Annotated in this window: 12 protein-coding genes; 3 read left to right on the top strand and 9 right to left on the bottom strand. The window is 61.4% G+C overall.

What is annotated here, in order from left to right; translation table 11 throughout:
• Window positions 1–281: 281 nt before the first annotated feature.
• Together ONB52_15140 and ONB52_15135 are read left to right on the top strand one after the other, a co-directional pair.
• Window positions 282–1,706 carry an alkaline phosphatase family protein gene (locus tag ONB52_15140; protein MDZ7417472.1) on the top strand — a complete coding sequence of 475 codons (1,425 nt, stop codon included), beginning with the start codon at window positions 282–284 and terminating at the stop codon, window positions 1,704–1,706.
• A gap of 44 nt (window positions 1,707–1,750) precedes the next feature.
• Window positions 1,751–2,197, top strand: coding sequence for a hypothetical protein (locus ONB52_15135; GenBank protein ID MDZ7417471.1), 447 nt, complete (start codon window positions 1,751–1,753; stop codon window positions 2,195–2,197).
• A 51-nt stretch (window positions 2,198–2,248) separates the two neighbouring features.
• Here the strand turns inward: ONB52_15135 and ONB52_15130 are convergent, their stop codons facing one another.
• The 9 genes from ONB52_15130 to ONB52_15090 all read right to left on the bottom strand — a co-directional run bounded on the left by ONB52_15130 (window position 2,249) and on the right by ONB52_15090 (window position 12,485).
• A complete protein-coding gene (locus tag ONB52_15130) occupies window positions 2,249–2,902 on the bottom strand; it encodes a hypothetical protein (protein MDZ7417470.1) in 654 nt (217 codons plus the stop codon).
• Between the two features lie 55 nt (window positions 2,903–2,957).
• On the bottom strand, window positions 2,958–4,409 hold the full coding sequence (locus ONB52_15125) for a hypothetical protein (protein ID MDZ7417469.1): 1,452 nt from the start codon (window positions 4,407–4,409) through the stop codon (window positions 2,958–2,960).
• Between the two features lie 53 nt (window positions 4,410–4,462).
• On the bottom strand, window positions 4,463–5,587 hold the full coding sequence (locus ONB52_15120) for a DUF3482 domain-containing protein (protein ID MDZ7417468.1): 1,125 nt from the start codon (window positions 5,585–5,587) through the stop codon (window positions 4,463–4,465).
• A complete protein-coding gene (locus ONB52_15115) occupies window positions 5,559–5,966 on the bottom strand; it encodes a biopolymer transporter ExbD (protein ID MDZ7417467.1) in 408 nt (135 codons plus the stop codon). Before ONB52_15115 ends, ONB52_15120 begins: the two co-directional genes overlap by 29 nt.
• A 57-nt stretch (window positions 5,967–6,023) precedes the next feature.
• On the bottom strand, window positions 6,024–6,425 hold the full coding sequence (locus ONB52_15110) for a biopolymer transporter ExbD (GenBank protein ID MDZ7417466.1): 402 nt from the start codon (window positions 6,423–6,425) through the stop codon (window positions 6,024–6,026).
• Between the two features lie 49 nt (window positions 6,426–6,474).
• Window positions 6,475–8,916: a VWA domain-containing protein gene (locus ONB52_15105; GenBank protein MDZ7417465.1), complete on the bottom strand. Its 2,442-nt coding sequence runs from the start codon at window positions 8,914–8,916 to the stop codon at window positions 6,475–6,477.
• A 56-nt stretch (window positions 8,917–8,972) separates the two neighbouring features.
• Window positions 8,973–9,800, bottom strand: a complete 828-nt coding sequence (locus ONB52_15100) for a gliding motility-associated C-terminal domain-containing protein (GenBank protein ID MDZ7417464.1) — start codon at window positions 9,798–9,800, stop codon at window positions 8,973–8,975.
• Window positions 9,784–10,671: a MotA/TolQ/ExbB proton channel family protein gene (locus ONB52_15095; GenBank protein MDZ7417463.1), complete on the bottom strand. Its 888-nt coding sequence runs from the start codon at window positions 10,669–10,671 to the stop codon at window positions 9,784–9,786. The genes ONB52_15100 and ONB52_15095 overlap by 17 nt, the downstream gene beginning before the upstream one ends.
• 68 nt (window positions 10,672–10,739) lie before the next feature.
• Window positions 10,740–12,485, bottom strand: a complete 1,746-nt coding sequence (locus ONB52_15090) for a type IX secretion system membrane protein PorP/SprF (protein MDZ7417462.1) — start codon at window positions 12,483–12,485, stop codon at window positions 10,740–10,742.
• A 268-nt stretch (window positions 12,486–12,753) separates the two neighbouring features.
• Here ONB52_15090 and ONB52_15085 point away from each other — a divergent pair, with 268 nt between their 5' ends.
• Window positions 12,754–13,125 carry a hypothetical protein gene (locus tag ONB52_15085; GenBank protein MDZ7417461.1) on the top strand — a complete coding sequence of 124 codons (372 nt, stop codon included), beginning with the start codon at window positions 12,754–12,756 and terminating at the stop codon, window positions 13,123–13,125.
• The last annotated feature ends 36 nt before the right edge of the window (window positions 13,126–13,161 follow it).

The raw sequence follows: 13,161 nt of genomic DNA, 5'->3' as shown, positions 1-13,161 counted from the left end.
GCTGCAACCCTCAGTGTCAGGATCAAACTCAAACAATCCTCCCACGAAAGCAGAAATCCCACGGAAAAAGCCATTTCGTTGGAGCCCATTTTCCTGGAGAGAAGCCGTGAGGCCTTCGGCAAACGGGCGAATTTTGCAATCAGGGTCTCTCCATATTTCGAAAAAAGTCTGGCTTGATCTCGAAACGGAGTAACTGACGGAGCTTGGTGAACACGTCATTTATTCCAGGCAACAGCAAGCCGGCATGCAAAATTCAGTTACCAAAATCAGGAGGCAGGAAAATGATGAATCGCGATTTTTTGCGACGGGCAGGGTATGTTGGTGGCTTGCTGCTGATCGCCCTTGCCGGTGTGCTCATCGCGCAAACCAGTGCGCCGCGGCCGCAGCCGCTCAATCCCAATCCCACCGACACCGGTTTGCGTTCCGGCCCGATGGCCGGTTACGCGGAAATGACGGAAGCCGCGCTGTGGGTGCAAACCACGCGTCCGGCACAGGTGCAGTTCCGTTATTGGATTCAGGGGCAGCCCGCCACCGCCGCCCTCAGCCCGGTGGTGACAACCAGCGCGCAGGGCGATCATATCGCGCAGGTGCTTTTGAGTCTGCTCGAACCGGGCACGCGCTATGAGTATGAGTTGTATCTCGACGGCAAACTCGTGCCGCGGCCGTATCGCCTGAGCTTTCAGACGCAGGCATTCTGGCAATGGCGCAGCGAACCGCCCGCCTTCACGGTGATGTTCGGCTCCTGTGCCTACGTCAACCAGGAAAGCCATGACCGCCCCGGCAAGCCCTATGGCAGTGATTACGACATCTTCACCGTCATGGCCGCGAAGCAGCCGGATTTGATGCTGTGGCTGGGCGACAACTTCTACTATCGCGAGCCGGAATTCTTCTCGGTGGCGCAAATGAAAGCGCGCAGCGCCCACACCCGCGCCCTGCCCGAGCTGCAGGCGCTGCTCGCCGCCACCCAGCATTACGCGATTTGGGACGATCACGACTATGGCCCCAACGATGCCGACTGGACCTACCGCATGAAGCAGCCGGCGCTGGAAATCTTCAAAGCCTACTGGCCCAACCCCGCATATGGCCATGACGGTGTGCCCGGCGTGTTCTTCAGCTTCAGTTGGCATGACATCGATTTTTTCATGCTGGACAATCGCTACCACCGCTCGCCCAACTTTTCGCAGGATTCACTGGACAAAGTCATGTTCGGGCCGGCGCAGATGCGCTGGTTGCAAGACGGCCTGGCCGCCAGCCGGGCGCCCTTCAAAATCATCGTGGCCGGCAATCAGATGCTCAATCCAATGGCACCCGGAGAAAGTTTCGCCAAGTATCCGCATGAGCAGCAGGAGTTTTTGCGCTGGCTGCAGCGTCAGGGAGTGTGGGGCGTGGTGTTTCTCTCCGGCGACCGCCACATGAGTGAGCTGATCCGCCTGCAGCCGGAGGGCTTTTATCCGCTCTATGATTTCACCAGCTCCTCCCTGACTGCCGGCACCTATCGCGCCGAAAAGGATTTGAACAATCCCCACCGTGTGCCGGGCACACTTTATGACGCCGGTCACAGCTTTGGCATGCTGCGCTTCGAAGGCCCGCGCCGTGACCGCAAGCTGACGATGGAATGTTATGACAAAAGCGGCAAGCTGGTTTGGCAGCACCGCATCACGGCCGGTGAACTGCAAGCCAGGAGCAGGGCGCAGGGGCAGAACTGAAGTGGCCGGGCCAATGACCGGTCGCAGCCGGAACCAGCACCGTCATGATCGAACGTGATTACCTGATGCGCCTGCTGCAGCAGCTTGCGACAGTCATGCGCCGCATTCTGCGCCTGCAGGAGCAGGAGAAGTATGACGAAGCGCAGCAGGAGCTGGCGCAGGCCCCGGGCAGGCTGCTCGGCCTCGAACGCGAGCTGCTGGTTTCACTTGCGCCCGCCACTGCCGCCGCCCTGTTGGGTAAGAGGGAGAAGATCAAAATCGCTGCGCGGCTTCTGCAGGCGGAGGCTGAGCTGGCAGGCCGGCGGGGCGACCCGGAGCTGGCACACAGCAGACGGCAAAACGCGCTGGAACTTTATCTCGAAGCCCTGGTGCTTGCGGCACAGATTGACGCAGATGATCGTATCATGCTGCGGGCCTGGGCGGCGGAGGGGGAGCGGGAGGCGCTGGCGGAACGCTACCAGCGCCTGCTGGCGGAATTTTTGGCGGAATGAAACCTGTCTGTGGGGCAATGTTCCAACCCCGGCCGGGCTGGGGTTTTCCGATCAGCGTGTGCGGCCGGAGGCCGGTGGGGCGAGGTATACAGAGTCTGAAATGGTCTTTTCGAGATAAATGACGTTGTAAACCGGCTTCACCACTTCGCGATTGGTGACGGGCGGCGGCGTGTAGTGCAGCAGCCGCTTGTCATAATCCCACATCTCGATGGAGGTGACGCCCTGGTTCTGTTCCATGGCAATCTTGATGGGCGTTCCTTTGTAGTTGCGGCGCAAGCCGCGCAGCAGGGAGGCGAAGATGGCGCCGAGTGCGCGCACGGAATCGGGCGCGTTCTCGAAGGTCTCGGGCGAGTCATCGGCATTGGCGGTGAAGCGGATGTTGTCGCCGAAGCGCCAGCCGTTCATGAGGGCCTGCACCTTTTTTCCGGGCGTAATGAGATAGATTTGGCCACCGGGGTAGGTGCGCGCCAGATCGCCCTCGCCATAGCCGTCGCCAAAGATGTCGTAGATTTTCAGCCTCTCGACGCGGTCTTCGGTGATCATGAAATCCTCCACGAGCAGGCGAATCATTGCCGGATCAGTGACCATGGCGTAGCGCATCATCTCCTGATCGATTTCCACGCGCGGCGGTTGGCTCTGTGCCGGACCCGCGCCGGCGGCGGCCAGGGCACACAACAGAGAAAAGAGACAGATTCTTTTGTGCATGTCGTCATCCTTCCACATCGGGGGAGTTTGACCACTGCCGCCGGGTGCAGTGGTCTCACTGCCTGCAATTTTTCCAATCCTCAAAATACCTTCTGGCTTCTTCGAAGCGCCCGGCGCTTTTGTGCGCCTTGATCATCAACGACATCAGCTCACAGTTTTCCCGGGGTGAGAGCTGGGTGTTGGCAGCGAGCGCAAGCTTGCCATACTTGATTGCCTCCTCCGGCGTGTTCCACACCAGTGGCACCAGTTCGAGATAAGCGCGGGCCACGTTGTCCCAGCGGAAGGAGGCGGCCTTGCTGAAATAGGCCAGGCTCAGTTTCTTTTGCTCCTTCTTGCGCGCTTCCACACCCAGCCGATACAGCATGGCGCCGTAGCTGTTCAATATCGCCTGGATCTCGGGATCCTGGGGCTTTTCCACGGCAGCGGGCGGGAGTGCATCGAAGACTTGTCGCATGCGTTCGACGCCCGCTTCCGGTTTTTGCAGATATTCGAACTCCATCACGGCAAGCTTGGTGTTCACCGCCATTTTGGCGCGGGCTGTGCGCAGTGTTGGCAAAATGCCGCGGCAGGCCTCCACGACCTGCGCATATTGCTTGTGCGCCTCCAGTTCCAGCACCCTGTCCCACTGCTCGGAAGCGCGAATGTTGCCGCCATCCCAGTTGATCCATTTGAGATAATTTTCGATGTCCTGCTTTTCCTGCGCGGTGCGTGCCAGCGGTTTGGCACGTTCAAAGGCTTGCAGGGCGCCGGCGGCATCATAGGCACGGGCCAGGACGGCACCCTGTTGGTAGGCATAGTAGAACAGCGTGGCGGAGTCCGGGGGCGTGAGAAAGGCTGTTTGCCGCATCACTTCTTCGGCGCGCCGGTAGTTGGCGAGCGCCGCTTCGTAGTTCTTCAACTCGAAGTAATTTTCGGCCAGCAGGCGGTAGGGCGCATGCTCGCCCTTTTCCAGACGAACCAGGCGTTCGAGAATTTCCACGGCGCGGGTGTAGTTTTTTTCCAGGCCGAAGAGGCGCTGCAAATTGTAATAAGTCGTGGCCAGCAGCAGACGGGTGTTTTTATCGAAGGGATTGAGGCGCAGCGCCTCCTCGAGAAAGCGCTGGGCTTCCAGGCAGTATTGCCGCGCGACTTGCGAGCGCTCTTTGGCCTCGTCGCCCTGGGTGAAATTCTGCCATGCGCTCATGCTTTTCGCGCCCTCGCGGAGGGCACGCTCGAAACCGGCCTGTTGCTCGGGCGTGAGGGCGGTGGCCTCGCCTTCCTGTTTCTCCAAATATTGCCAGAAGGCATCGACCTTTTGCAGGCGCTCCTGGCCCATCTGTGTCAGGCCGGCCGCCTTTTTCTCGCGTCCGGAGGACACGAAGTTTTGCCGCGCCACCAGCGAAGCCTGCACCACCGTCGTGCTGTCCAAGCCGGGTGGCAGGGCGGTGCGGCGACTGGCTTTGCCCGCGGCGCCGCAGCCCAGCAGCAGAGCCGCGGCAAACAGGATGAAACCGGGGATGCGAATCATGGCAACCTTTGCTGCTGCTCCTGCTGACCATCGGCGGCGCAGGGCAGCACTGTTCACTTTTTCACTCGTTCCGTTTCCCACCACGACCAAAAAATGCGATAAAACTGTTGTGCCAGATCACCGGGTGCCTGGCGCGCAGAAATGAGCGATTGAATGGCGCCGCCCTGATAAACCACCCCGCCGGTCGAGAGAAAATTACTCTTCTCCTTGATGCCGTTGTCTTTCAGCATGATGAATTTGTCCGCTTCGATCAAACAAATGCGCAGCAGCAGATCATTTTCGTTGCAGGACAAATACATCTGAAAACGGCGGCCGTTGCTGGTGAAAGTGACGGCCGAGGCGAGATCCCCCGGCTGGTGGTTCATGTCGTATTGCACCAGCCGGGGAATGACACCGGGATGCGCCTTCATCCATTTGATCAACTCATGAATATCCAGGCCCGCTTCGCCGCCACCGGCGCCCACGCCGAAGCCGCTGCCCGCGCCCACGCCGATGCCGGTGCCGTTTCCCAGGCCATTGCCCGCGCCCTTGCCGGAGCGCCGGCCCGCTGTGCCTGTGCCGAACGAGAGTCCGGCATCCCCGGCATCCACGCCCGCGCCGGAGCCCTCCCCCAGGTCCACGCCCGCACCCGGGCCGGCGCCGCGCATGTTGCCGGGTGAGCCCACGCGGCTGCGCCCCGTACCCGCCGCCACCGCCGCAGCCAAAGCCGCCGCAGGATCGAATTGCAATGCCGCGGCCTCTGTTTGAATTTTCACCTGCGAAACATTGTTGCGTTCACCCGGCCGTGAGCGCGCCGCCGTCACCTGCGGCGACAACAGAGAGCGCGAATTCAAGGACGCCACCAGATTGGCCACGTCGATTTGCGGGGTCTTGGTCTCTGCGGACGGATTGTCCCGCGGCTGCGGTTGCGGGGGTGCCACCGGCGCCGGAGGGGGAGCGGACACGGGCCGGCTCACGAATTTCTGCGGCTGCGGCACCAGCTTTTTTGGCGGCGGAAGCTCCAGCTTCTCGATCTCGCGAATCTCGAATTTCTCCGCCACAACCATTTCTTCGGCGAAAAGGTTGTAGGTGATGAAATGGGCGAGCAGGTAGATCGCCAACAACAGCAGCACCGAGGTGCCGAGCGAGTGGGGCAGCAGGTTTCTGCTGTCAGCGATTTTCTTGCTGAGCGATCGCATAGCTGAGATTCTTCGCAATATTGTGACGCTGACAAATGTCGATGACATCAATCAAATCTTGCATGCGCGCGGTGGTGCCGGATTCCAGGTTCACCAGCACGGCCCGCCGGCGCTGCTGTGCCGTCTGCTGCAGGCGCACCAGCGTCTGCTCCAGCTCGGCCAGGCTGGTGCTACTTTCCCAATGGCCGCGCTGCAGCAGCTCGAACCGTCCGGTGTGCACGCGCAAAGTGACTTCCTCAAATTCCTGCGGCTCTTTCTGCGGATTCGAGCCGGAAGGCAGGTCGAGATACTCGGTGCGCATGCCGCTGATGCCGATGAAGCCAAACAGAATGATGAAGGCGACATCGATCAACCGAATGATGAGACGATTACCACCCATGTGTTACTCCTGCAGTCGAAGGTTCATCTGTCACCACTGCCGCGCCCGGCGCGCGTTTCACTTTTGCAGGGTTCGCACCACGTCCAGGCCCTTGGGCAGCCCCAGGTCTTTGCAGATTTGCGCGGCCGCCAAGCCGTGGCGCACCGGCGCATCCCAATTGGCTCGAATCCGCACGCCCAGCGGCTTGCCGGCGGCCCGGGCTTTGTTGGCCTCCTGTTCCAAATATTGCTGCAGGCGCATGGAATCAGGCAAAACTGTCTGGCCGTCGTTGATCGGATACACGCCGTTGGGCAGCACACCGACAATGATGACTTCTGTCGAGTCCTGATGCGGACTGGCCTCGGTGCTCTTGGGCGGGTTGATCATCTTGCTGGTGTTGATCTGCGAGATCACAATGAACCCGAACAGGAGAATGAAGACCAGGTCGATCAGGCGCAGAATCAATCCGCCGCCGTTCATAAAACACCTCGCGCTGTAAAATCGGCCGCGGCCGGCATGCAAGCGTTGGTCATCGCAGCAACATCAGTTTTTGGGTTGCTTGAAACACCCGGCCGCTCTCACCGGCGGCCTCGAATCGGAGCAGATAAAGCCCGCTGTTGAGCAGATGGCCGCGGTCATCCCGGCCATCCCATGGCACCACATGCCGGCCGCGGCCCGCCAGGGTCGAGGTGATCAGCCGCACGCGCTGGCCCAGGTTGTTGAAGATTTCCAGGCTGACCGCGGCGTTTTCCGGCAAATCGTAGCGCAGGGTGGCAGCCGCGACTTCGCCGGAAAGTGCAAAGGGATTGGGATAAACCGCGTGCAGGAAAAACTCCCGGGGTGGTGCGCTGGCTGGTGCCGGTGCGGCGCCGGGTGCCTCCAGCTCGCGCGTTCCCCCCGTTGGAGAAACCACCACCGCCTGGTGCAAGGCGAGTTGCTCCGGGCGCGGCGGGGTGGCTGCCGCAACCGTGATTTCCGCCAGCGTGCCGCGGCTCGCTTGCACCGGCTCGCCGGCCGGAATGATCAGGCTCATGGCAAAGCGCCGGCGCGCCGGCTCATCGTGCTGCAACACCAGCGGTGTGCTGCCCCATGCCTCGCCGGCTTTCGCCTCCACCACGGTGATGTCTTCGTTTGAATAGTCCATACGAAATGCCAATCCTGCCAAAAGATCGTTGGAGTGATTCTCGAATTTGACCAGCACGCGAAAGTGATTGGGCCGGTGCGCAGGAACGACTTCCTGTTGCAACACGCCCACCGGCGCCGCCAGGGTGAGGGTATTGGTCTTTTGCATCAGCGGCGTCACGCTCTTGCGCCAGTTCAAACCGATGGGAAAAAGATCACGCTCCTCCACCAGACCACTGCCGTTGGCGTCGGCGTGGGCAACCGCCGGCCGCGGATAACGTCTGGCGATCTGCGGCTGCCAGGCATGCAAGTCGGCATAGCCCGGGCGGCCGGCACCGGTTCGGCCCCAATGCACGCCGAGAACCGTGACATCGGTGAGCTCCACGACGCCATTGTGATTGGTGTCGCCCGGCCAGACGATCAACCCCTCGCTCAGCAGGGTGAGATGATCCGGCTGCACGGCCACCGGCCAGCCGGTTTCGTCGCGTGCTTCAAGCGCAACGATTTCGAAACGCAGGGGGGTGCTGTCCGGCAGGGCGGCGCTGGCCAGAAAAGTGATTTGCGCGAGGCCACCCCGGCCCTCTGCCGGTGGCAGATTGAGATTGCGCTTGAAGCGCATCATCACCAGTGCTTGTGCCGTGTCCACGCCGCTGGTGAAGGTGAAATCCACTGCCTGGCCGAAGAAGCCCAGCGGCACGATGTTTTGCCGCCCCGGCGTTTTCACTTTGAGATAGCGCTTGTCATAGCGCAGCACCACGCGCAGATCATGGAGATTGTACATGTACAAGCTGGTCGCGGGAATCTCGAGACGCAGCGGAAAGGCCTGCATCGGCGCCGGCAGAGTGTCCGCCGCCGGCGCAATCGTCGGCACATGCAGCGGTGCAACGTAGCTGTTGTTGCCCGCCGCCGTCATGCCTTGATAGTTGACCTCGATGCGCACCTGGCGCCGTGTGCCGTCCATCGTGCGATTGTGTGTGCGGTAGGTGATCTTGTAGGAGTGGCGCAGCAGCAATGCAATCTCACGATAGATTTGTTCGAGCTGGGTCGTCGAGGGGCTGTAGAAATACTTGCCGCCGCTGGCCGCGGCGATTCTCACGAGATTGGCCTCCTCGATGCTGCCGGGATTCAGGTCCAGACCGATGGCATACACCGGCACCTCGCGCGTGGAAAAGCGCTGCACCACCTGGTCGAGGGTGGCGTTGCTGTCCTTGTCCTCGCCGTCGGTCATCAGGATGATGGCCTTGCGGCCCGTGACGCCCGTCAGCAAATTGGCGGCGGTCAACAGGGCGTCATAGATGGCGGTGCCGCCGCGTGCCACCATGGCATTGATGGCGGCATGCAACAGCGCCTTGTCGTTCGTGAAAGTCTGGTCCACCGTGGCCCGCGTCGAGAAGCTGACCACGGCGGCCTGATCGTTCTGCCTCATGAGATTGACAAAGGTCGAGGCTGCCTGCTTGGCCGCCGGCATGGCCTGCTCCATGCTGCCGCTGCGGTCGAGCGTCAACACCATGGTCACGCCGGCATCGGTGATGGTGGTCTCTTCCACGATAATGGGCAGCTCGCGCGTGCCGTCCTCCCGCACAACGAAGTGGTCTTGTGTCAACCCCCCGACCGTCGCCCCGTTCTGATCGATGACGGCAAGGTAGGAAACAATTGTCGGAAAGGCGGTGGCGTCAACCTGGTTGTAGTTCAGGGTCAGTGCGGCCAAAGCTGACGGGCGGCCGCGATCCGAAGGTGCGGGGCCTGCTTTCAGGCTGCCGCCTGCGGCCAGCAGGCCGGTCAGCGCGCACACGCCCAGGCGTTTCAGCCGGTGGCTCACCCTCACTCGTTTTCCCGTCGGGAGATTCATGGTGTCTGTTCCTGTTGTTGCCCTTTGCCCGCCACCTGCGCGACGGTGTGGCGCGGTCAGCGCACCAGGGCAATCACGCCGCGTTTCACAATCGTTTCACCGTCTGCAATCAGGTAAAGATAGATGTCGGGCAAAACCGGGCGCTGGTTGTCATCGTTGCCATCCCAGAAATTCTGGCCGGCCGGCAGGCGCCGCACCAGGCGGGCGGAGCGATCGAGAATCGAGATGCGCCAGGCCGCCGGAATGCCGCCGTTGCGCCGGAATTCCACGCGATCGTTGCGGCCATCGTCATTGGGCGTGAACGGATTGGGCGTGACTTCAACGCTCAAATCCGCGACCGTCAGGCAGACGTTTGGCCCGGCTTGCAACGCTAGCGGAGCGCCGGCCGAGTCATTGGCTGTGATCGCGCCGAGCGAAAAACACAGCAGTGTGCCCGGCGGCGTGTCGGCGGCAACCTCGAAGGCGAGCGAAAGGATTTCGCCACCGCCTGACACACCGGTTGCGCCCAGTTTGCGGCTCACCGCCAGGGAAATCAAACCGCGCTCCGGCTCATGCTTGAGAAAGGTGTATGTGTTCGGCTCCAGCAATGGCCCGGCTGCCTGGCTGTTGTCTACCAGCCGCAGGTAACGACCGTTGGTGTAAAGCAACTCGAAACCCACGCCAAAAAGACGATTGACCGGATCTGTGGCTGTGCCCGCCTGAAATGAAAGGCGAAAGCGGCTGCCAGCCAGCACGTTTTCCTGTGGCCCCTGGATGAGCAGCGGTGGGGTGCCGCCGGCATCGCGCCGGGGCGGGCCAAAAGCCGCGGCGGTGCCGGCGCAGGCCGCCACCAGCGCAACGGCCAGCCCGCGCCGCAGCCGTGACCGCTCAATAACCGCGACCATTGCCGTGCTCCTGCAGAGGCGCCGTACTCGCGGCCATTTCCTCGCCGCGTGAAAACACCGGCCTGGCGGAGAAATTCTTGCGGATGTTGTTGCGGCTGCGTTGCAGCGCCAGCAGCGCCTGCCGCAGCTCCTCCGCTTTGTCGCCAATCACCTTGAGATGCGCGCCGTAGCCCGCGTTCAGGGCGGTGGTGCCGAGATTGAACAGCAGGCTCAGGATCAAGCCCACCAAAGTGGTGATGAGAGCCACCCCCATGCCGTTGAGAATCGTCGTGCTGTCGAGGGTGCCGCCGTAAAAGGTCACGAAAATACCCCACACCGTGCCCAGCAACCCCAATGCGCCGGCAGTGTCGGAGAGATACGTCATCACCCGATTGAAAGTCTCGTAGCTGGTCCGGTCATCCGCCAAATAGGTGTTGACTTCGCCGGCAAGGCTCTCGGCTTGATTGGTTTTATTGAAGGTCATGATCATGTGCTTGAACAGCCGGGCGGCGCGGCTGGGTTGCACAGCGCTCACCAGACTGCCGAATTGATTGAGCGAACTCAGCGAGATGGTCTGGGCCAGAAGCTGGCGGCCGCGCACTCGGTCCTGATAATCGGACAAGGCCCGCCAGATCAGCGTGGTGAAACCCGCGAGGGTGACGAGCACAAACGGCCAAAAGGTCCAATCCAGCATGTCGAGCATGTCTTTGAGCGTCAGGTTCTGCACTGTGGGATTGGCGGCGGTCTTCGGCACCGGCGCAGGCGGTGCCGGGGTTGTGGCCGGCGTTTGCGGCGGCGCGGCAGGCAGGAGGGATGCCGCCCAACAGGTTAGCATCAGGCTCAGTCCCAACCGCCAAATGATGCGGCGTCCGGGGAATCGTCGAAGAGTCATGGTCGCGCTTTTCCTTATGCTGATATCGTCCTGAAGTTGATTGCAAGCTGTCGGGAGTTGCATGTGCTTCACCGCGGAGTGGAGGCTGCTTGCGGGCTGGCGCCGGCCTGCGGCATCACGCTGTCACGATGCGATTGCAGCGGCTGGTCTTCTGCCGGCGGCTTGCGAAAATGCAGTTTGATCTCCCGCCGGATGAGCATGACTTGAAATGGTGTTTCGGAAACATAGGGTTTGTTTTGTGCGCTCAGCACCTGCAGGACGGCGACATAGGCCCCGGGCGACACCACTTTGCCGTCGGCAGTGCGCCAATCCCATGCGAGTGTTTCCGGCAGAGGGCCGCTGCCTGAAAACACCCGCACCGGCTGCCGGGTGGCGGAGAGAATCTTGAGTTTCCATTCTTTCGCAATGCGGCGCCGGCCGGGCACGGTGATCGTAAAAGTGACGGTGGCGGGAGTGAGGGAGGGCGCGGCCTGCTCCACCGTGGTGGCGCCGGCTTTGAAACCTTCCAACGAAGGCGGGGAAACGCGCGGCTGATAACCCACCAGAATATGGCCGGGATCGACCCCGGCCTCGGTGGCCAGCAGCCGTCGCATCCGGCGTGTTGTCTCAGGGTCTTCCTGCGGCAGGCGCAGCGCCAGCTTCACCCCGGGGTTGCTCTGCTGCAGGAGGGCGGCGTGTTTGCCGAGCTCTCGAAACGACGCTGTGACCTGCCCGCCGGCGGCTAGTGCCACGCCATTCTCAACTGGAATCACAACCAAGTTGCCCAGGCGTTGCCGCGCGTCCACAAAATCCCGGGACAATCCGGGCAAATCCTGCAGCTTTGCCAAAGTCAGACCCGCGTCAACGGTGCGCTGGATCCGGCTTTCAATGATCTGCAAATGCGGGCTGCTCATGCTCAGCACTGGCGGACCGGAATCCGGTTCGCGACCAAAGATGTGGCCAAACGCGAGTTGATGAGTGCCCGCGGAAGCACCGCTGACTTCTTCTGTCGGGAAATTGACGGCATAGGCAAGGCGGGAGTCGCGGTTGAAATGAAACTGACTTTCAACCCGAAACGGCCCGTCCGGCTCGAAACCGGCGCGCATGCCCACCAGCCGCGCCAGAGACGCACTCACATTGATCCCCAACAAACTGTTTCGGCCGTCACTGTTCCACACCAGACTGGGCGTGAAATTGCCGATGTGACAGCTCACCGCGGCGGAAAACGCGCGGGGCAAACGTGCCTGGCCGCCGGTGGCGATATTCGGCTGGTCGAGATGATCCATCGCCGCACCCAGCGCCCACCGCTCTTGCTGCCAATACAGCCCCGCGCCCAAGCTTGGGAGCAGGCGGCTCGTGCGACCGGGCGCCAGCAAGGGATCATCCGGATCGACGAGTTTGAATTCGCCGGCATTGAACGCGCGATTTTCCAACCCCAGGCGCAAACCCAGCGCGAGCGGACCGCGCACTTTGCGGCTCAGCAGCCAGTTGGCCTCGATTTCACGATAGAGCGAGGCATTGAACACCCGCACTTCCACGCCGGTTGCCAAGTCCCATGGCAGCCAGTAAGGCAGGCTCAGACTCAAACGGTTTTCATGCAGGCCGAACACCTGACCCGGCACAAAACCCGCGTGCAACACCTCCACACCAAGCGCCACCTGGCTGTGTTGAAATGAAACGGCTGCCGGATTGACGGTGGTAATCCACAGATCGGTGGGATCGACCGGATTGCGCAGGATTTGACGCTGGGCACGCACGGCCTCGGGCTGCGCACCGAGGAGTATGGCGAGGCAGAAGAGAGTGTGAGGCAGAAATTGTTGCCAGTACGCCGTCATAGCGTTCGTACAGTCCTTTCAGAATCATGGCATCAGGCGTCGCCGTTGCTTTTTGTTTCCCAAAACAACACGCGCGCGCGTTGCGCCTGCACCTCCCGGAAAGCGGGATTTCCCGGTAAACCCCTCGAAGTTCCCGAGGTGGTGCATCGCTGCGGCCACACGGTTGGCAAGAACGATACCAAACGCTGCCGGCAGGAACGCAGGAATTGGGTGCCGCGCCTTTGCCGGCAATACCGGTATCACAACCCCGGGTGCAGAGGAGTGACAAATGTCACGCTCCGCCTTGATTGGCAAGGATTATCCCGCCTCACCGCCGGCAACAGGCATGGGCAAACATGTGCGATCCGGAATCGCTCGCTTCGCGAACGGGGTGCAAGAGCGCGGTGGGGCCTGTCAGCCGCGCATGGCAAAATTGAAAGTTACTTACAAAATGGGAAAACGATTCGGAATTCAGGCCGGTACGGAGCAGCCCGCACCGGTGCAAGTTCGAGTTTGGAATTGGCGGATACTCTTGTATCTTGGTGTCTGTCCGCAACAGCATCAAACCGGAAAGCGCATGCCGTTCCAAGTTATGATGCCAAATTCGACAGGTGGGAGACCCTTCCGCTTCCGGGCCGCACAGGGCGAGATCCGTTTATAACCGGTGGGATTGAGTTTTGAGCTGGCGTGCAAAGCG

This window comes from candidate division KSB1 bacterium (genome assembly GCA_034506255.1).
GTDB classification, from domain to species: Bacteria; Zhuqueibacterota; Zhuqueibacteria; order Zhuqueibacterales; family Zhuqueibacteraceae; genus Coneutiohabitans; species Coneutiohabitans thermophilus.
The sequence above is the reverse complement of the archived record's forward strand: the minus strand, read 5'-3'. Positions and strand labels throughout refer to the sequence as shown.

Coding starts and splice junctions, on each gene's coding strand:
- ONB52_15140 (MDZ7417472.1), top strand. CDS start 282: ATGATGAATCGCGATTTTTTGCGACGGGCAGGGTATGTTGGTGGCTTG.
- ONB52_15135 (MDZ7417471.1), top strand. CDS start 1,751: ATGATCGAACGTGATTACCTGATGCGCCTGCTGCAGCAGCTTGCGACA.
- ONB52_15130 (MDZ7417470.1), bottom strand. CDS start 2,902: ATGCACAAAAGAATCTGTCTCTTTTCTCTGTTGTGTGCCCTGGCCGCC.
- ONB52_15125 (MDZ7417469.1), bottom strand. CDS start 4,409: ATGATTCGCATCCCCGGTTTCATCCTGTTTGCCGCGGCTCTGCTGCTG.
- ONB52_15120 (MDZ7417468.1), bottom strand. CDS start 5,587: ATGCGATCGCTCAGCAAGAAAATCGCTGACAGCAGAAACCTGCTGCCC.
- ONB52_15115 (MDZ7417467.1), bottom strand. CDS start 5,966: ATGGGTGGTAATCGTCTCATCATTCGGTTGATCGATGTCGCCTTCATC.
- ONB52_15110 (MDZ7417466.1), bottom strand. CDS start 6,425: ATGAACGGCGGCGGATTGATTCTGCGCCTGATCGACCTGGTCTTCATT.
- ONB52_15105 (MDZ7417465.1), bottom strand. CDS start 8,916: ATGAATCTCCCGACGGGAAAACGAGTGAGGGTGAGCCACCGGCTGAAA.
- ONB52_15100 (MDZ7417464.1), bottom strand. CDS start 9,800: ATGGTCGCGGTTATTGAGCGGTCACGGCTGCGGCGCGGGCTGGCCGTT.
- ONB52_15095 (MDZ7417463.1), bottom strand. CDS start 10,671: ATGACTCTTCGACGATTCCCCGGACGCCGCATCATTTGGCGGTTGGGA.
- ONB52_15090 (MDZ7417462.1), bottom strand. CDS start 12,485: ATGACGGCGTACTGGCAACAATTTCTGCCTCACACTCTCTTCTGCCTC.
- ONB52_15085 (MDZ7417461.1), top strand. CDS start 12,754: ATGTCACGCTCCGCCTTGATTGGCAAGGATTATCCCGCCTCACCGCCG.